At 69.1% G+C, this 19,009-nt stretch carries 15 protein-coding genes; 7 read left to right on the top strand and 8 right to left on the bottom strand.

Annotated features, from left to right (window positions below; all coding sequences use genetic code 11):
* Positions 1-44 precede the first annotated feature (44 nt).
* The 8 genes from WNM05_RS04785 to WNM05_RS04750 all read right to left on the bottom strand — a co-directional run bounded on the left by WNM05_RS04785 (position 45) and on the right by WNM05_RS04750 (position 9,263).
* Positions 45-635, bottom strand: a complete 591-nt coding sequence (locus tag WNM05_RS04785; RefSeq protein ID WP_434632932.1) for an NUDIX hydrolase — start codon at positions 633-635, stop codon at positions 45-47.
* Positions 629-1,789, bottom strand: coding sequence for a methyltransferase domain-containing protein (locus WNM05_RS04780; protein WP_434632931.1), 1,161 nt, complete (start codon positions 1,787-1,789; stop codon positions 629-631). The genes WNM05_RS04785 and WNM05_RS04780 overlap by 7 nt, the downstream gene beginning before the upstream one ends.
* A gap of 3 nt (positions 1,790-1,792) precedes the next feature.
* Positions 1,793-3,622, bottom strand: a complete 1,830-nt coding sequence (locus tag WNM05_RS04775) for a thiamine pyrophosphate-binding protein (RefSeq protein ID WP_434632930.1) — start codon at positions 3,620-3,622, stop codon at positions 1,793-1,795.
* Between the two features lie 2 nt (positions 3,623-3,624).
* Positions 3,625-5,112: an N-acetylneuraminate synthase family protein gene (locus WNM05_RS04770; protein WP_434632928.1), complete on the bottom strand. Its 1,488-nt coding sequence runs from the start codon at positions 5,110-5,112 to the stop codon at positions 3,625-3,627.
* Between the two features lie 14 nt (positions 5,113-5,126).
* Entirely contained in the window at positions 5,127-6,440 is a 1,314-nt protein-coding gene (rfbH, locus tag WNM05_RS04765) for a lipopolysaccharide biosynthesis protein RfbH (protein ID WP_434632927.1), read from the bottom strand.
* A gap of 16 nt (positions 6,441-6,456) precedes the next feature.
* Positions 6,457-7,518, bottom strand: coding sequence for a CDP-glucose 4,6-dehydratase (rfbG, locus tag WNM05_RS04760; RefSeq protein ID WP_434632925.1), 1,062 nt, complete (start codon positions 7,516-7,518; stop codon positions 6,457-6,459).
* A complete protein-coding gene (rfbF, locus tag WNM05_RS04755; protein ID WP_434632923.1) occupies positions 7,503-8,273 on the bottom strand; it encodes a glucose-1-phosphate cytidylyltransferase in 771 nt (256 codons plus the stop codon). The genes rfbG and rfbF overlap by 16 nt, the downstream gene beginning before the upstream one ends.
* A gap of 261 nt (positions 8,274-8,534) precedes the next feature.
* A complete protein-coding gene (locus WNM05_RS04750) occupies positions 8,535-9,263 on the bottom strand; it encodes an S-methyl-5'-thioinosine phosphorylase (RefSeq protein ID WP_434632922.1) in 729 nt (242 codons plus the stop codon).
* Positions 9,264-9,511: 248 nt separating this feature from the next.
* Between WNM05_RS04750 and hemP the strand changes: the two genes are divergently transcribed.
* The 7 genes from hemP to WNM05_RS04715 all read left to right on the top strand — a co-directional run bounded on the left by hemP (position 9,512) and on the right by WNM05_RS04715 (position 19,001).
* Positions 9,512-9,670 (top strand): hemin uptake protein HemP, encoded by a 159-nt coding sequence (gene hemP, locus WNM05_RS04745; RefSeq protein ID WP_434632920.1) that lies wholly within the window; start codon positions 9,512-9,514, stop codon positions 9,668-9,670.
* Positions 9,671-9,761: 91 nt separating this feature from the next.
* Entirely contained in the window at positions 9,762-11,963 is a 2,202-nt protein-coding gene (locus tag WNM05_RS04740; RefSeq protein ID WP_434632919.1) for a TonB-dependent hemoglobin/transferrin/lactoferrin family receptor, read from the top strand.
* Between the two features lie 55 nt (positions 11,964-12,018).
* A complete protein-coding gene (locus WNM05_RS04735) occupies positions 12,019-13,056 on the top strand; it encodes a hemin-degrading factor (protein WP_434632916.1) in 1,038 nt (345 codons plus the stop codon).
* Positions 13,046-13,837, top strand: a complete 792-nt coding sequence (locus tag WNM05_RS04730; RefSeq protein ID WP_434632915.1) for a heme/hemin ABC transporter substrate-binding protein — start codon at positions 13,046-13,048, stop codon at positions 13,835-13,837. Before WNM05_RS04735 ends, WNM05_RS04730 begins: the two co-directional genes overlap by 11 nt.
* Positions 13,838-13,854: 17 nt before the next feature.
* Positions 13,855-14,793: a FecCD family ABC transporter permease gene (locus WNM05_RS04725; RefSeq protein WP_434635118.1), complete on the top strand. Its 939-nt coding sequence runs from the start codon at positions 13,855-13,857 to the stop codon at positions 14,791-14,793.
* Positions 14,786-15,547 carry an ABC transporter ATP-binding protein gene (locus WNM05_RS04720; protein ID WP_434632912.1) on the top strand — a complete coding sequence of 254 codons (762 nt, stop codon included), beginning with the start codon at positions 14,786-14,788 and terminating at the stop codon, positions 15,545-15,547. Before WNM05_RS04725 ends, WNM05_RS04720 begins: the two co-directional genes overlap by 8 nt.
* Before the next feature lie 103 nt (positions 15,548-15,650).
* A complete protein-coding gene (locus WNM05_RS04715; RefSeq protein WP_434632911.1) occupies positions 15,651-19,001 on the top strand; it encodes a PAS domain S-box protein in 3,351 nt (1,116 codons plus the stop codon).
* Positions 19,002-19,009: the final 8 nt, after the last annotated feature.

Below are 19,009 nucleotides of genomic sequence, written 5' to 3'. Positions count from 1 at the left end.
TGCAGAATATCGCTTCTGTCTGCTTGTTCGTTTGCGCATTTCTACTAATGGTCTTCGGCATTTCCGCCCGAAACTTGAATCACCGGGCCGCCGCGCAGCGCGGGATCGTCGTCGATATAGCCGCGGTAGACCCGCTGCACCGGAATCAGGTCGTCCGGACAGCGCGCGTGCCAGGCCCAGTCGCCGGCGCGCGGCGCCGCCGGGTCGAAGCGACGGCCGGGATCCGGCGGCGTCTCCAGGCGGCAGGCGTGCAGCAGCGAGATGAAATGGCCGCGGACGTCGCGCTTCGGGACCAGCATCTCGTGCCGGCACAGCGGATGCGGGTCGAAGCTGACGGCGGCGCCCAGCTCGTGGGCGGCGACGGCGGCGATGCGGTCGGCCGAGCTTTCCTTGAAACGGATGATGCCGCCCGGAATGTGCCAGCCCGGACCGCAATAGCGGTCGTCGCGCCAGGTCAGCAGCGTCCGCCCCCGCTCGTCGCGTATCAGCAGGTCGACATTGATCAGCGGGGTCAGGCTGCTGACGAAGAGGAAGATGTCCTCCGGCAGGCCTTCGCGCGCCGAGCCGACCGCCTGCCTCAAGGTGTCTATCGCGTCGAGAACGGCCTGTTGCCGGTCTATCGAACGGTTCAGCATGGCCGGGTCTCCGGGGATACGGTCTGCAGACGGTTGCCGTCCAGCCAGGCGATGGCGAAGCGTTCGCCGTGCCGGGCCTGGATCTGGCGCACCACCTCGGCCGAATAGCTTGCCGCCAGCACGATGACCGCGTCCACCTCGCCGTCCTGCAGCCTCTGCGGCGGCACGATGGGCAGGTGGGTGGCCGGCGTGTAGCGGCCCTGCTTGAACGGCGCGGAATCCAGCACGTAGCGGATGCGGCCGGCGATGTCCATCAGGCTGATCAGCGCCAGCGCCTGGTGGCCGGCGCCCCAGATCGCCACCCTGCCCTCCCCGAAGCGGCCGAGGAAATCGTCGAAGGACGCGCGTAGCGCGCCCTGGCAGGCGGCCAGCGCCGACAGGTCCTGCGGCGCGCGCTTCCTGACGATGGCCGACAGCACGTAGTCGTGCCATTCGGCGCGGCAGTCCAGCACCTCGAAGCCGTTGGCCTCCAACAGGCGTCTGAGCGTGCCCTCGGTGAAGTAGAACAGGTGGTCCGGGATGAACTCGGCGAACAGGCCCTTCTCGACGATCATATCGAAATTGGGCACTTCCACCATGCCGACTGCGCCGTCGGCCAGGTTGGCGGCGATGCCCCGCAGCGTCAGGTGGGCGCTCGGGATGTGCTCGAGGAAGTTCAGTATCATGAAACCGTCGAACGGGCCCGCCGACAAACGCGTTTCCGGACCGTCGACGAAACCGCGCTCCACGCGCAGTCCCGCCCGGGCACAGGCGTCCACCGAGTCCTCGAGATGCTCGACGCCGTAGGCGTCGGCGCCGGCCTCGGCCAGCAGCGACAGATACTCGCCGCGGCCGCAGCCGACCTCCAGCACCTTGCGGCCCTTCAGGCCGTGCCGTTCCAGCCAGGCGCCAAACTGCCCCAGGCGGAAATCGCGCATTTCCGGCGAAATGCCGGCGGCGCGGATCACGTCGCGCCAGTAAGGCACCGGCTCGGCGTCCAGCTGCGCCAGACCGCAGCCGCCGCACTGGCGCAGCGCCAGTCGCACGCCGCGGTCGTCGGGCAGCTGTTCGGCGGTCGGCAGGCCCTGGGCTGCGGCCGGCATGTCATGCTGCACCAGCAGCGGCTCGGGAAACAGCGGCTGCGCGCACAGGCGGCAGTGCTCGATGGCGGCCATCGCTCAAACGCCCCGCTTGGCGGTTTCCGACGCCGGCAGCAGCGGAATCAGCATTTCGGCGCGCAGCGTCTCCAGCGGCAGCAGCGGCGACATGTCCTCCAGCGGCATCGACAGCATGGATCCGTCCGGCTGCGGCAAGGCGGCGGCCTTGGGCTGCAGCGTCTCGTTCTCGTTCAGCCTGACGTCGCACAGTATCGGCCCCGGATGGGCCAGCACCGTCGCCAGGCCTTCGGCCAGTTCCTCGACGCGCGCGATGCGCAGCGCCGGCAGGCCATAGGCCTCGGCCAGCTCCAGCACGTCCGGAATCACCACGCCGGCTTCCGGCCCGGTGCCGACGTAGCGGCTGTCGAAATAATTGCGCTGGGTGTTGCGGATGGAGGCGTAGCCGTTGTTGTTCATGATGAACAGGCGGATAGGCAGTTGCAGCGCCTTCAGCGTCGCCAGCTCCTGCAGGTTCAGCTGCAGGCTGCCGTCGCTCTCGACCGCTATCATCGGCTTGGAACCGTTGCCGAGGCAGGCGCCTATCGCCGCCGGCAGACCGTAGCCCATCGAGCCCAGACCCGAGGTCAGGAAGACCCGCTGGCCCGGCTTGTTGCGGAAGGCGGTGTAGAACACCTCGACCGCCAGGCCCGAGCTGCCGGTGGAGATCAGCGTGTTCTCCGGCGCCGCGTCGGACAGCGCGTCGACGAAATGATAGTGGCTGATCCGGCCGGAGGTCGGGAACGGCGCGCCGTCCTGCACCGGGTAGCGGCGCTTCCAGTCGGCGCAGCGGTCCAGCCATGGCTGCCATCTGGCCTTGGGCAGGCTGTCGGCGCCGGCCAGGAGGCCGTCCAGGCACTGCCTGGCGTCCATCACCAGCGGCAGCTCGATCTCCATGTCCAGCTTGGCGATCTCGGCGGCGTCGACGTCGACGACGATCTTGCGCGCCGCTCGGGCGAAGCCCTTCGGATTGTAGGCGGTGAGGATGTTGTCGAGTCGGGTGCCGACGGCGATCAGCAGGTCGCAATTCTGCACCGCGAAATTGCCGGGGCGCAGCGCGACGACGCCGGGACGGCCGGCGCACAGCGGGCTGTCCCACGGCACCAGATCCATCGCGTTCCAGGTGGCGGCCACCGGCACCTGCAGCGTTTCGCTGAGGCGGCGCAGCGCGTCGGCGCCGCCGGCGATGCGCACGCCGTGGCCGGCGAGGATCAGCGGCCGCTCGGCCTGCCTCAGCATCGCGGCTATCGTGGAAACATAGTCCGGGCCGGCCGCTTTGGCCTCGGCCTGCGGCTCGTAGCCCGCCAGACCGGCGGGATCGATCGGCGCGGCCTGCACATCCAGCGGGATGTCCAGCCACACCGGGCCCGGACGGCCGCTGTGCGCCAGGTGCAGCGCCTCCTCCAGATGCCGGCGTATCGACTGCGGATCGGTGACGGTGACGGCGTACTTGGTCACCGGCCTGGCCATCGCGACGATGTCGACTTCCTGCACGCCCTTCTGGCGCAGGCCGCTGCCCTGCAGCAGGTCGGCGCGCTTCACCTGGCCGGAAATCACCAGCAGCGGCAGCGATTCTATCCAGGCGCCGGCCACCGGCGTCAGGATGTTGGTGGCGCCGGGACCGGTGGTCACCAGCGCGACGCCGGCCCGTCCGGTCTGCCGGCCGTAGGCCTCGGCGGCGATGCCGCAGGCCTGCTCGTGGTGGCAGGGCACGGCGGTCAGATCGGGCTGCAGCGCGACGGCATCGTTCAGATGCATCGCGCCGCCGCCGGGCAGCAGGAACACGTGGCGCACGCCGCGCGCGGCCAGGAAATCCATCACATAGTCCGATAAGCGGACAAGCTTGGCGGTCATCGTCACATCCAGTAAGTCAAATGGGTCTTGCGGTCCTTGTTGGCGCTGATCGCCTCGTCGGTGTAATAGGAGTCGTCCTTGAAGTGGGTGGACGAAATCTCCTCGAACACCACGCCGCCCGCGGTGTGGAAGCGGTGGCGCACGCCGCGCTGCACGGTGATCACGTCGCCGGCCCCCGCCTGCCGCTCCTCGCCGTCCAGCCAGATGGTGATGTCGCCGTACAGCACGATGAAGGTCTCTTCCTTCTTCAGATGGTACTGCTCCGGATGGGTCTGGCCCGGCAGCATCACGATCAGCTTCTTGCAGTACTCGCGGTTGATCACCGTCAGCATCGACAGGCCGAATTCGTCGAAGCGCTCCAGGCCGTAATGGTGCGAGATCTCCAGGTCCGAGCGGCCCGGCACCACGATGTTGGCGGTCTTGAACAGCGCCTTGACGGCGTCCACCGTCTTCATCACCTTGTCGCGCAGATGCTGCGGCTGCAGCTGCGCGCCCATGATGGGGGCGTCGGCGGCGATGTCGGCGGTGGCGGTGTAATGGGTGTATTTCGACCACTCGTTGGCGGTCAGCTGCCCTTCCACCGGCGGAAAGGCGAAGGTGACATTGTCGGCGGAAAGGCTCTCGCCGGCCGCGATCGGCCGGGTGGCGAACACGCCGCGCCGCAAGGAGCGCAGGCTGGCCTGCTCCGTCTCCGACGCCGGATCGCCGGCGCCGTCGCCCAGCATCGCGAAGGCGCGGGCGGCGGCCTGTATCCAGCGCCGTATCTGCTCCGGCGTCGCCGAGTAGTTGTTGGCGGCGTACTGCTCGGTCGGCAGCGCCACGTGCTTTTCGAACACCGTCGCGCCCTGGGCGACGGCCAGCATCACCGGCTCCATCAGCTCCGGATCCTCATGCGTCGAATAGCCGATGCGCACGCCGGCGTACTGCTCGCGCAGCTGTTTGATCCGGGCCAGATTCAGATGCTCGTCCGGCGTCGGATACTCGGCCACGCAGTGCATGATGGTCAGATCCTTGTCCCGGTGCAGCATGAAGCTGACCACATTGTCGATGTCCTCGCGCCGGGCGCCGGCGGTGGAGGCCACCACCGGCTTGTCGCTGCGCGCGATGCGCTCGAGCAGCGGCCAGTCGGTGAACGAGCAGCTGGCGATCTTGATGATCTCGATGCCGTGCTCCTCGATCAGGTCCACCGAGGCCTCGTCGAACGGCGTGCAGATGGTCTTGAAGCCATGCTCCTTCATCTCGCGCACCAGCCCCAGCATCTGCTCCGGCTGCAGCCGGGTCTCCTCGAAGCGCTTGACGTATTTGACGTCGTCGCGGCCGCGGAAGCTCGAGTGGATGAAGGTGTCCAGATTGCGGTACTGCAGCTTGAAACCGAAGTCGAAATCGAAGCCCTTGCAGGATTCGCGTATCGCGCGGATCAGCGCAATGCCGTGGTCGACATTGCCCATGTGGTTGTTGGCCATCTCGAAGATGAATAACGGCTTTCGCATGATGGGCCTCTCTTTCAGTCGAAATTGGCGCCGAGGAAGGTTTCCAGCTTCCCGGCGGTGAAATCCAGCATCTGCTGGGACAGGCCCGGATACAGGCCGATCCAGAAGGTGTCGTTCATGATGCGGTCGGTGACCGGCAGCGGCGTCGCGCAGCGGTAGTGCCGGCCCTGCATATACGGTTGCCGGGTCAGGTTGCCGGCGAACAGCAGCCGGGTGCCGATCCGGTGCTGGTCCAGGTAGTTCAGCAGCTCGACGCGGCCGACCTGGGCCTCGGGTCTCAGCGTCAGCGGAAAGCCGAACCACGACGGATCGGAGCCCGGCGTCGCCTCCGGCAGCACCAGGAATTCGGCGCAGCTTTGCAGGCGCTCGCTCAAGAAGGCGAAGTTGCGCTTGCGCGCGGCGATGAAGCCTTCCAGCCGGTCCAGCTGGGCCAGGCCGCAGGCCGCCTGCATATCGCTGATCTTGAGGTTGTATCCCATGTGGGAATAGGTGTATTTGTGGTCGTAGCCGCAGGGCAGCTGGCCCAATTGCCAGCCGAAGCGCTTGCCGCAGGTATTGTCGCGCCCAGGCGCGCAATAGCAGTCGCGGCCCCAGTCGCGCACCGATTCCATGATCAGCCTCAGCTGCGGATCGCGGGTGAATACCGCGCCGCCCTCGCCCATCGTGATGTGGTGGGCCGGATAGAAGCTCAAGGTGCCGATGTCGCCGAAGGTGCCGACCTTCTGGCCGTTGAAGGTGGAGCCCAGCGCGTCGCAGCAGTCCTCCACCAGCCACAGGCCGTGCTTGCGGGCGAAGGCGGCCACTTTTTCCAGGTCGAAGGGGTTGCCCAGCGTGTGGGCGATCATGACGGCCTTGGTGCGCGGCGACAGCGCGGCCTCCAGCAGATCGGCGTCGATATTGTAGGTCGGCAACTGCACGTCGACGAAGACCGGCACCGCGCCGTTCTGGATGATGGGGTTGACCGTGGTCGGGAAACCCGCCGCCACGGTGATCACCTCGTCGCCGGGCCGAATCGCCCGCTCGCCCAGTTTGGGCGAGGTCAGCGCGGTGAAGGCCACCAGATTGGCCGACGAGCCGGAGTTGACGGTCAGCACATGCGGCAGGCCGATGAAGGCGGCCAGCCTAGACTCGAAATCGGCGTTGAAGCGCCCGGTGGTCAGCCAGCCGTCCAGCGCCGCGTCGACCATATTGGCCACTTCGGCGGCGCCGATGACCTTGCCGGACGGCGGCACGGCGGTCTGTCCCGGCGTGAACGCGGTCTGGGCGAAGCGCTCTTCGGCGTATTGTCGCACCAGGGCGAGGATGGCCTCGCGGGTGGTATCTGTCATTCCTTGATTCTCCGAATTACGCGCCCGCATAGGCCGCGATCTGGCCGAGGGTGAAGTCTTGCATGTCCTCGCCGCGCCGCCAAGCCTGATGCCAGGCCAGCGTCGCCGACAGCGCCGCCTCCAGGTCCCAGCGCGGCGCCCAGCCCAGCGCCGTCCGGGCCTTGGCGCTGTCCAGCCTCAGCAGGCCGGCCTCGTGCGGGTGTCCGCCGCCGTCCCGGTGCCAGCCGGCGCCTTCGCCGCGCAGGCGGGCCAGCGTGTCCGCCACCCAGGACACCGGCCGGTCGCTGCCGTCGCCGGGGCCGAAATTCCACGCCGCGGCGGCGCCGTCCTGTCCCGAGGCCAGGCGCTCGGCCAGCCGCAGATAGCCGGCCAGCGGCTCCAGCACGTGCTGCCAGGGCCGGACGGCGTCCGGGCTGCGTATCGCCAGCGGGCGGCCTTCGTCGAAGGCTCGCAGCAGGTCCGGCACCAGCCGGTCGGCCGCCCAGTCGCCGCCGCCGATGACGTTGCCGGCGCGCGCCGTCGCGACGGCGGCGCAGGCTTCGGGGAAGGAGCGGCGGTAGGAGGCGCATACCAGCTCGGCGCAGGCCTTGCTGCTGCTGTACGGGTCGTGGCCGCCGAGCGCGTCGCTCTCGCGGTAGGCCCACGGCCATTCATGGTTTTCGTAGCATTTGTCGGTGGTCACCACCACCACCGCCTCGACGCCCGGGCATTGCCGCACGGCCTCCAGCAGATTGGCGGTGCCCATCACATTGGTCGAGAAGGTTTCCAGCGGATCGGCATAGCCGCGCCGGACCAGCGGCTGCGCCGCCAGATGGAAGACGACGGACGGCCCGCAGTCGCGCATCGCCGCCGACAGCGCCCCGGCGTCGCACACGTCGGCCAGCGTGCTCGTCGTCCGGCCGCCGACATCGGCCGCGCCGAACAGCGAGGGCTGGCCGTCCGGCGGCAGCGAATAACCGTGGACGCGGGCGCCCAGGCTGTGCAGCCAAAGGCTGAGCCAGCCGCCCTTGAAGCCGGTGTGTCCGGTCAGGAAAACCCGGCGGCCGCGCCAGAAGGCGGCGTTCACCACTGCTTCCATGGCGCCTCCCCGCTGGTCCACAGCTCCTCCAGCAGATTCTTGTCGCGCAGCGTGTCCATAGGCTGCCAGAAGCCGCGGTGCTCGTAGGCGGCCAACTGGCCGCGGTGGGCCAGCGCCTCCAGCGGATCGGCCTCCCACACGCAGCCGTCGCCGTCTATCAGATCGAAGACCGACGGGTTCAGCACGAAGAAACCGCCGTTGATCATGCCGCCGTCGCCGCGCGGCTTTTCCTTGAAGAACTCGACGCGCTGATTGCGTATCTCCAGCGCGCCGAAGCGGCCCGGCGGATACACCGCCGTCACCGTCGCCTCGGCCCGCTGCTCGCGGTGATGGGCGATGACGGCGCTGATGTCGATATCGCTGACGCCGTCGCCGTAGGTGAAGCAGAAATCGCGTTCGTTCTCCAGATGCCGGCGCACCCTGCCCAGCCGGCCGCCGGTCTGCGTGTCCTCCCCGGTGTCGACCAGGGTCACGCGCCAGGGCTCGGCATGGCGCTCGTGGACGAACATCTGGTTATTGCTCAAGTCCAGCGTCACATCGGAACTGTGCAGGAAGTAGTTGGCGAAATACTCTTTGATCACATAGCCCTTGTAGCCGAGGCAGATGATGAAATCGTTGATGCCGTGGGCGGAGTAGATCTTCAGGATATGCCATATGATAGGTTTGCCGCCGATCTCTATCATCGGCTTCGGCCGAAGGTGGGATTCTTCGCTGATACGCGTGCCAAGGCCTCCGGCCAAAATCACAGCTTTCATACTTCTTCTTTCTCATCGCACCCGACAGCGCGGGCCTAAGCATTGACTTCATCCACTTCCGACCGCGCCCGCCTGGGCGCCGCGCGGCCGGTTTCGCGCCCGGCCGGCCGGACCGGACGGGACAGCGGCTGCTCCCGATGCGGCCGGCCGGGCGAAAGCCGCGACCTGTCCGCTATCTATCGACCTGAAATACGGGGAGCTTGAGCGCAAGACGGACGCCGCCGGCCGCCGGGCCGGCGCTTTCGCGCGCGGTCCGCGCCGTCAGTCGTTGAAAACGGCCTGCAGCGTGCCCATCAGATCCTGCACGCTCTTCGCCGCCACCGCCGGATCGAACTCGACGCTGCGCTGATGTCCCTTGCCGGCGGCCCAGTTGCTGACCAGGCACAGGTGGGCGTACGGCAGGTCCAGCTCGCGCGCCAGCCCCGCCTCGGGCATGCCGGTCATGCCGACGATGTCGGCGCCGTCGCGCTCCAGCCTGGAGACTTCGGCCGCGCTCTCCAGCCTCGGCCCCTGGGTGCAGGCGTAGACGCCGCCGTGGACGCCGCTGATGCCGGTAGCCTTGATCGCCGTCATCAGCCTGTCGCGCAGGCTCTCGTCGTAGGGGCTGGTGAATTCGGCGTGCACGACGGGCCGCTCGGGTCCTTCGAAATAGGTGTGCTTGCGGCCCCAGCTGTAATCGATGATGTCGTCGGGCACGACGAGCCGGCCCGGCGCCATGTCCGGCCGGATGCCGCCGACGGTGCCGATGGCGATCACGCCCTTGACGCCCTGGTCGTGCAGCGCCCACAGATTGGCCCGGTAATTGATTTCGTGCGGCGCCAGCGAATGGCCGTAGCCGTGGCGGGCGATGAACACCACGTTCTGGCCGGCGATCTTGCCGAAAGTCAGCGCGCAGGACGGATCGCCGTACGGCGTGCGCACAACCTGGCGATGGGTCACTTCCAACACCGACAGCTGAGCGAGTCCGCTCCCCCCGATGATTGCCAACATGTCCGTCTCCCCACTTGTCGTTATCCGCGGCCTCATTGCGAGACGATGGCCTGTGCCATTCCGCCGCTTTCGCTATGAATTATGTCCGAATCCGCGCGGCTGCGGACAAGAAATCGGCGTCCCGCCGGCCCTGCTCGGCTAATTTTCTTGAAGTTGCATATGGGGTGGAGGCTGCCCGCCGGCAATGCCAAACACATTGGCATGAAATTCTCTTGATAGTCGTCAATGATAATGGTTATCATTAGCAAATGAATACCAAGCCACCCGTCGCGAGCAAGTCCCCCGCCCCTCCGCTGCTGCACAGCCGCCAGCTGTTCGGCGCCGGACGCGAGATCCTGATCGAGCATCAGGGGGAGCTGTACCGCCTGCAGCTGACCCGCAACGGCAAATTGATACTGATCAAGTAGCCCTCGCGTTCAATAGCTCTCGCAAACAAGCAGGACCCCGCAAGCCAGCCGACAGCCAGCCAGCGGAAACGACAACGATAATGGAGTTTCCATGGCATTGTTCCGCGCCACCCCTCTGATGCTGAGCCTGGCCGCCGCCTGGCCGGCCTTCGCCGACACCGCACCGCCGACGCTGGACACGGTCCAGGTCACCGCCCATCGCAGCGAGAAGCCGCTGGCGGAGACCGCGCCCAACGCCACCGTGGTGTCGCGCCACAAGCTGGACGACCGCCTGGTCCGCGACATCGCCGACGCGGCCAAATACGAGCCCGGCGTCGAAGTGGCCGCCGACCCGAACCGCCGCGGCAACGCCGGCTGGACCATACGCGGCATAGACGGCAACCGCATCCTGATGCTGATAGACGGCGAGCGGCTGCCGGAAGCCTATGCCGGCGGCGGCGCCGGCAACGGCGCGATCTCCGGCCGAGATTTCGTCGAGCTGGAAACGCTGCGCGCGATCGACATCGTCAAGGGTCCGACCTCCAGCCTGTACGGCTCGGACGCCATCGGCGGCGTGATCGGCTACCGCACCAAGACCGTCGACGACTTCGTGCCCGAAGACCGCGGCGTCGGCGGCAGCGTCAAGGGCTTGGCCACCGGCGCCGACAACAGCTGGGGCGGCAGCGCCGGCGTCGGCGTCAAGGGCGATCGCGCCGACGCGATGCTGATCTACACCCACCGCAACGGCCACGCGACCGACAACCAGGGCGGCAACGACAGCCGCACCACCTCGCGCACCGCGCCGAACCCGCAGGACTGGAACAGCGACAGCGTGCTGGCCAAGCTCGGCTACAGGCTGAGCGAACAGCAAAGGCTGGAGCTGACGCTGGAACACTATCGCCGCGACACCGACACCAATCTGCTGAACACGCTGTATCCGGCCTATGTCTCCCGCGGCCGCCCGGTGCCGGCGCAACTGGCCCAGACCGCCGCCGACCGCACGCTGCGCAACCGCGCGTCGCTGGCCTGGGAAGCCCGCCAGCTGGGCCCGCTGGACCGCCTGGCGGTCAAGCTCTACCAGCAGAAGCTGAACAATGCCGACGACAGCTACAGCCTGTTCGGCGACCAGAGCCGGGTCCGGTCCAATTACAACTTCTACCAGAAGATCGTCGGCCTGAGCCTGGACGCCGAGCAGCGCTTCGCCGCGCTGTCGGCCGAGCACCAGCTGCTGTGGGGCGTGGACCTGTCCCGCACCGACACCAGTCGGCCGCGGATGAAGACGCAGTACAACGCCAACGGCGCCGCGACCAACGCCATCGGCGGCGAGATCTTCCCCAGCAAGACCTTCCCGGACAGCACCTCGGACCGCGTCGGCCTGTTCGTGCAGGACGAGATGAAGTTCGCCAACGGCGTCGCACTGTCGCCGTCGCTGCGCTGGGACCACTACAAGATGAACACCCAGCCCGACCAGGCCTACGCCAACAGCGGCGGCCAGGCGGTGCCGTCGTTCAGCGACGGCGCCTTCTCGCCCAAGCTGGGCCTGAGCGTGCCGTTCGCCGGCCATTACACCGGCTTCGCCCAGCTGTCGTCCGGCTTCCGCGCGCCGCCGTTCGACGACGCGAACATGGCCTTCGTCAACCGCGGCTACGGCTACCAGGTGATCGCCAATCCGAATCTGAAATCGGAAACCAGCCGCGGCTTCGAACTGGGCCTGAAGGGCCAGTGGGACAGCTTCGATTTCGGTCTGAGCGCCTATCAGAACCGCTACCGCGACTTCATCGAGCAGCAGAGTCTCGGCGTCGTCGGCGGTCTGCTGACCTACCAGTACCAGAACATCGGACGCGTCGACATCAAGGGCGCCGAAGCGCGCGCCGCCTGGCGCTTCGCGCCGGGCTGGCAGACCCAGGCCTCCATCGCCTACGCCCACGGCCAGGATCTGGACAGCCACACGCCGCTGGGCTCGATCGCGCCGCTGTCGGCGGTGCTGGGCCTGCGCTACGACCAGGCGCGCTTCGGCGGCGAGGCGCTGCTGCGAGCGGCCGCCGGCAACAAGCGCGTGCCGTCGGTGGCGCTGTCGCCGTCGTCCAACGCGCAGACCTCCGGCTTCGCCGCCCCGGGCTACGCGACGCTGGACCTGACCGCCTACTGGAAACCGGCCAAGGGCACCACGGTGCGCGCCGGCGTGTTCAATATCTTCGACCGCAAGTACTGGAAGGCCGCCGACGTGCGCGGCATGGCCGCAAACGACCCGACGCTGGACCGCTACACCCAGCCGGGCCGCAATGTCAGCGCCAGCGTCGAATACCAGTTCTGATCATCGATCCGGGGCGGGCGGCCACGCCGCCCGCCCGCAACAACAGGAGGAAACCATGAGCCAGCTATGGGACCGCTATCTGACGCTCAAAGCCAGCCAACCCAAACTGCGCGCGCGCGACGCCGCCGGACTGCTGGAGGTCAGCGAATGCGAGCTGGTGGCCGCCGATCCGGCCGCCGTGCCGCTGCGCGCCGAATGGCCGGAGATCCTGGCGTCGCTTGCCCCGCTGGGCCGCGTGATGGCGCTGACGCGCAACCACGCCTGCGTCCATGAGACCAAGGGCGACTACGCCAATGTCGACATCGACGGCAAGGTCGGCCTCGCCATCAACCCCGTCATCGACCTGCGCATCTTCCTGTTCCACTGGCGCCACGGCTTCGCGCTGCGCAGCGAGACGCCGCGCGGCGTCCAGCGTAGCCTGCAGTTCTTCGACCGCCATGGCGAGGCGGTGCACAAGGTCTACCTGACCGCCGACAGCGACGTCGCCGCCTTCGACGCGCTGCTCGCGCGCTTCGCCGCGCCGGCCGCCGCCGCGCTGGAACTGGAGCCGGTCGCCGCGGCCGCCGCCGAGCAGCCGGACGAGGCCATAGACCGCGACGCCTTCCAGGCCGAGTGGCAGAGCCTCGCCGACGTGCACGCCTTCCACCCCTTCCTGCGCCGCTGGCAGGTGTCGCGCCGCCAGGGCTTCAGGCTGGCGCCGGCCGGCCAGGCCTGGCGCGTCCGCGAAGACGCGGTCGAGCAGCTGCTGCGCCGCGCCGCCGCCATCGAAGCGCCGATCATGGTCTTCGCCGGCAACCGCGGCATGATACAGATCCACACCGGCCCGGTCCGCAATGTGCAGGTGGTCGGCGACTGGCTGAACGTGCTCGATCCCGACTTCAACCTGCATCTGCGCACCGACCTGATCGCCGAGGCCTGGGTCACCCGCAAGCCCGGCGACAACGGCGTGGTCACCTCGCTGGAACTGTTCGACGAGGCCGGCGAATCGCTGGCCACCTTCTTCGGCGAACGCAAGCCCGGCCGTCCGGAGCGGGCGGAATGGGTGAAGCTGCTGGGCGAGCTGCCGCCGCTGGAGCAGGCCGATGTCGCGTAAGCCCCTGCTGGCCGGCCTGCTGCTGGCCGCGCTGCCGCTGACCGCCTCCGCTGCCGAGCGGCTGGTGGTGGTGACGCCGGACATCGCCGAAATCGTCGTCGCGCTCGGCGCGGCCGGCGAAGTCGTCGGCCGCGACCGCAGCAGCCGCGAGCCCGAGCTCGCCCACGCTCAGGTCGTCGGCTTCTCGCGCGCCCTGAACGCCGAGACCATCGCCAGGCTGAAGCCGACGCTGGTGCTGGGCAGCGCCGCCGCCCAACCGACTACGCTGTGGCCGCAGCTGAAGCGGTTGAAGCTGCGCGCCGAGGAGGTCGGCGCGCGCGAGGACGGCCGCGACTTCGCCGAGGCGATACGCAGGATAGGCGGCCTGCTGGGCCGCGACGCCGCCGCCGCCAAGCTGGCCGGCGACTGGCAGCGGGGCATGCAGCCGCGCCCGGCGCGCGCCGTCCGCTACCTGGTCAGCTACGACGGCAGCCTGGTGGCCGGCCGCGACACCGCCTCGGACACGCTGATCCGCGCCGCCGGCGGCGTCAACGCCGCGGCCGGCCTCAGCGGCTTCAAGCCGCTGGGCCGCGACGCCTGGCAGGCGCTGAAGCCCGACGTCATCATCCTGGGCAGCCACACTTCGGCGGTCTACGGCGGCAAGGAGGCCTTCTCGCGCCGTCCGGAAATCGCCGCGACGCCGGCAGGCAAGCAGGGCCGCGTCTACCAGCTGCCCCCGCAGCAGGGCATGCTGATCGGCCTGGGCAGCCCGGCCGTCGTGGAACAGATGGTGAAGATGTGAGCGGCGCCCACCGCTGGCTGTGGCCGGCCCTCGTCGTCGCCAGCGTCGCGCTGCCGCTGCTGGCGCTGTCCAGCTCGGCCGGCCATCTGGCCTGGCCGGACTTCGCCGATCCGCTGGTCAGCGAGCTGAGGCTGCCGCGCGTGGCCGCGGCGCTCGGCGTCGGCGCGGCGCTGGCCGCCAGCGGCGCCGCGCTGCAGGCGCTGTTCCGCAACCCGCTGGCCGATCCCGGCCTGATCGGCACCTCGGGCGGCGCCGCGCTGGCGGTGATCGCCGTGCTGGCGCTGGGCCTGACCGGCCTGTCGCTGCCGCTGGCGGCCTTCGGCGGCGGCCTCGCCGCCACCTGGCTGATCCTGCTGCTGGCGCGGCTGGCCCGCGGCGGACTGGCCGGCCTGCTGCTGATGGGCCTGGTCGTCGGCGCCTTCTGCGGCGCGGCATCCAGCCTGATCCTGTTCCTGTCCGACGACCTGACGCTGCGCTCGGCCAGCAGCTGGCTGGCCGGCAACCTCGGCTCGGCGCTGCCGGGCCGGCTGTCGGTCTGCCTGCTGGTCGCCGGCCTCGGCGTCGCGCTGCTGTGCGCGATAGGCCGCGACCTCGACTGCCTGCTCTTGGGCGAGGAGACCGCGCGCTCGCTGGGCATAGACACCCGCCGCACCCGCAGGCTGGCCGCGATAGGCGCCGCGCTGGCCACCGGCGGCGCCGTCGCGCTGTCCGGCGTCATCGGCTTCGTCGGCATGATGATACCGAACGCGCTGTCGCTGCTGGTCGGCGGCTGCCGCCGCCGGCTGATCCTGCTGTCGGCCTGGGCCGGCGCGCTGTTCCTGCTGGCGGTGGACACGCTGGCGCGCAATATCGCCTGGCCGCTGGACCTGCCGGTGGGCCTGATGGCCGCCTTCGCCGGTCCGCCTTTCTTCATCTGGCTTTTCCGCCGTCAACAACGGAGCGCGAGCAATGGCTGAATCCTACACCCTGAAGGTCCGCGAACTGGGCTACCGCGTCGGCGGCCGTCCGCTGCTGCAGGACATCCGGCTGGACCTGCCTGCCGGCCAGGTCAGCGCGCTGCTGGGGCCCAACGGCGCCGGCAAGACCACGCTGCTGCGGCTGCTGGCCGGCCTGGCCGCGCCCAGCGCCGGCGCGGTGCGTCTCGGCGGGCAGTGCGTCAGCCGGATGGCGCCGCGCGAACGCGCCCGGCGGATAGGCTGGGTGCCGCAGCACCTGCCGGCCGACCTGCCGCTGACGGTGGCCGAATTCGTCGCGCTGGGCCGGATGCCGTATCTGGGCGCCTTCGGCCGCCCGGCCCCGCTCGACCGCGAGGCGGTGGACGCCGCCATCGCCGTCGTCGAAATGGACGGCCACGCCCGCTCCCGGCTGGACTCGCTGTCCGGCGGCGAACGGCAGCGGGCGGCCATCGCCCGCGCGCTGGCGCAGCAGGCGCCGGTCATCCTGCTGGACGAGCCGACCAACCACCTGGACCTGCGCCACCAGCACAAGCTGCAGTTGCTGCTGCGCGAACTGGCGGCCCAGGGCAAGACCGTGGTCCAGGTGCTGCACGATCTGGCGCTGGCGGCCGAGTACGCCGACCAGGCGGCGCTGCTGCAGGACGGCCGGCTGGTCGCCTGCGGCGCGCCGCGCCAGACGCTGACGCCTGAGCGCCTGCTGTCGGTCTACCGCTGGCCGGTCCGGCTGCAGCACCACGCCCCGCTGGCCGCCTGATTCGGCCTTCGGGACAGCGACGGCGCCTTCCCCCAGGCGCCGCTCTCGTACTACAACTAGATCAGCGCGCTCCTCATTTTCCCCGTTCGTCATGAGGTGGGTCTTGCTGAAACCTTTCCTGTACCGCTGGCTGCTGCCGGCCGCGCTGCCGCCGGCGCTGATCGCGTCCATCCTGTACCCGGCCTTCCCGGCGACCGTCCCCGCCGGGCTGTGGCTGGCATTGGCCGTCGCCGCGGCGGCGCTCGGCCCGGCGTCGTCGCTCCTATTGCGCCAACGCCGGCAACTGCGCAATCTGCGCCAGCAGCAAGCCTATCTGTCCAGCATCATCGACAACGCCGGCGAAGCCTTCATCACCATCGACGTCGACGGCCGCATCGGCCTGTTCAACCATGCCGCCGAGCGGATGTTCGGCTACGCCGCCGCCGAGCTCCTGGATCAACCGGTCACGGTCTTGATGCCCGAGCCCTACCACAGCCGGCACCAACACTATCTCGCCGCTTATCTGCAGCGCGGCGCCGCGGCGGCCGAGCGCTTCGAGGTCCATGCCCAGGGCCTGCGCAAGAACGGCGACATCTTTCCCCTGCATCTGTCGACCAGCGAGTTCCAGGCCAACGGCCAGCGGCAATTCGTCGGCATCATCGTCGACAACAGCGAGCAGCAGCGGCTGGAAATGGCCTTGCGCGCCGGCGAACAGCGCTACCGCGCCGTAGTGGACGCGCTGGACGAGGGCGTGCTGATCCACGACGGCGCCGGCCGGGTGCTGGCCTGCAATCCGTCTGCGGCGCGGATACTCGGCACGCCGCAGGCCGAGCTGGAAGGAAGCGACGTGGCCGCGCTGTGGCAGGACGGCACGCTGGAAGACGGCACGCCGTTCGCGCCGGAGCGGCAGAACGGCCGCCTCAGGCTGGCGCGCGACGGGGTGGTGCTGGCGGTGCCCCGCGACGGCGCGCGGATCTGGCTCCGGCTCGTCGGCGTGCCGCTGCGGCAGAAGGGGCCGGACCACGATTGCACGGCGCTGATCTTCAACGACATCACCCGGATGCGCGAGGCCGACGAGCAGGTCCACCTGCTGCTGCGCGGCATCGAGTCGATGTCGACCGGCGTGCTGATCGCCGACGCCCGCGACCGCCGGCTGTCCACCGTCTTCGTCAACGACGGGCTGTGCCGGATCAGCGGCTACGACAAGGACGAGATCCGCCGCCGCGGCCTGCGCTTCTGGCGCGGCGACGACAACGATCCGGCCACGCTGGCCAGGCTGGACCACGCGATCGCCAACGCCGAACCGGTGTCGGCGCTGCTGTGCAATCAGCGCAAGGACGGCAGCCGCTTCTGGAACAATCTGGCGCTGACCCCGATCTTCGACCACCACGGCCTGCTGACCCACTTCGTCGCCGAGCAGCACGACATCAGCGCCCAGGTCGAAGCATCCGAATCGGTGCGCAGCAATGAACAAAGCTGGCGCGAGGCGCTGGAATCGACCGGCATGGGCGTGTTCGAATACGATGTGCAAAGCGGCGCGATGCAGCTGTCCCCCGGCTGGCTGGCCCAGCTGGGCTATCTGCCCGACGCGATCAACGGCTCCGCCAGCCAGTGGAACGCGCTGATCCACCCGGACGACGTGGCCTCGCGCAATCAGGGCCTGCGCGCGCTGCTGGCAGACCAGGCGCCCTTCGTCGAAACCCGCTACCGGGTGCGCAAGCGCAACGGTCTGTATTGCTGGGTGCTGAACAAGAGCGCGGTGATAGAGCGCGACGCCGCCGGCCAGCCGCGCCGGGTGCGCGGCACCCTGTCCGACATCAGCCTGCAAAAGGAGGCCGAGGCCTTCCTGGTCGACCAGCAGGCGCGGCTGTCGCAGTTGGTGGCCGAGCGGACCAACGATCTGGAGCGCGCGCTGCACGAGGCCCATTCCGCCGACCGGCTGAAAGACGAGTTCATCGCCAATATGAGCCACGAGATCCGCACGCCGATGAACGCCATCATAGGCTTCGCCGATCTGGCGCTGCACACCGGCCTCGACGAGCAGCAGCGCGACTACCTGCAGAAAGTGCACGAGGCGGCCAGATCGCTGCTCGGCATCATCAACGACATCCTGGACTTCTCCAAATACCGCTCCGGCCGCTTCACGCTGGACGTCCATCCGTTCCGACTCGAAGACATCTGCCGGCAGGCGCTGTCGCTGATCGAGCCGCTGGCCGACCAGAAGCGGCTGCGACTGCGGGCCGACTGGCCGTCCGGCTTCCACGGCGCCGTCCTCGGCGACGCGCTGCGGCTCAAACAGGTGCTGACCAATCTGCTGTCCAATGCGGTGAAATTCACCGAGAACGGCTACGTCAGCCTGGAGGCCGGCTTCCTCGAGGAGACGGAACAGGCCGTCGTCTGCCGCTTCGTCATCCGCGACAGCGGCATAGGCATGGACGAGGAGACCCTGGCCAATCTGTTCAACCAGTTCATGCAGGCCGACGCGTCCACCACCCGCCGCTTCGGCGGCACCGGCCTGGGCCTGGCGATCAGCCGCCAGCTGGTGGAGGCGATGCGCGGCGCCATACGGGTGGAGAGCCAGGTCGGCCAGGGCTCGGCCTTCACGATAGACCTGCCGCTGCCCAGGGCCGGGGAGGAAGACTGTCCTCCGCAGCAGGTGGCCGTCGGCGACATCTCGCTGCGCGGCCGCCGCGTGCTGCTGGTGGAGGACAACGCCTTCAACCGCGAATACGCCCACGAGCTGCTGAGCGAGGCCGGCGCCGAAATCGACGAGGCCGCCGACGGGCAGCAGGCGCTGGACGCCGCGGCCCGCCGCGACTACGACCTGGTGCTGATGGACATGCAGATGCCGGTGATGGACGGTCTGGAGGCGACGCGGCGCATCCGCGCGCTGCCCGGCCGTCAGCGCCTGCCCATCGTCGCGATGACGGCCAGCGCCCGCTCCGAGGACAGGCGGCAGGCGCTGGCCGCCGGCATGGACGACTACCTGAGCAAGCCCATCGATCTGGACGCCTTCTGGCAGACGCTGGCCAGGTGGTGCCCGCAGGCCGAGGCCGAAGCGCCGGCAGCCGTCGAGCCCGCGGCCGACGACGACGAGCCGGACCTGACGGCGCTGGTGCAATTCGACACCGCCGGCGCGCTGGAGCGTATGCGCGGCAACCGGAAACGCTATGGCCGGATGCTGCGCCACTTCGCCGAACACTGGCAGCGCGAAAGCGCCGGGCTGGACAGCTGCGTCCGCCGGCAGGACTGGGAGACGCTGCTGCGCCACGCGCACACGCTGAAGGGCGGCGCCCGCACCGTCGGCGCGGAATCGCTGGCGGAAGCGGCCAGCCTGCTGGAACAGGCCTGCGAGCAGCCGGGAGCGCCGGAAGCCGCCGCGCTGCAGCAGGAAGTCCGGCGCCGGCTCCGCCTGGTCTTGCGGCAGATCGGCCAGGCGGTCGGGCTGCCTGCCGGCGAACGGACTATAGATTGAACAGGAAC

It is taken from the genome of Chromobacterium sp. CV08 (assembly GCF_051129845.1).
Taxonomy (GTDB): domain Bacteria; phylum Pseudomonadota; class Gammaproteobacteria; order Burkholderiales; family Chromobacteriaceae; genus Chromobacterium.
Note: the sequence above shows the minus strand (reverse complement) of the source record. Positions and strands in the feature narration are given on the sequence as shown.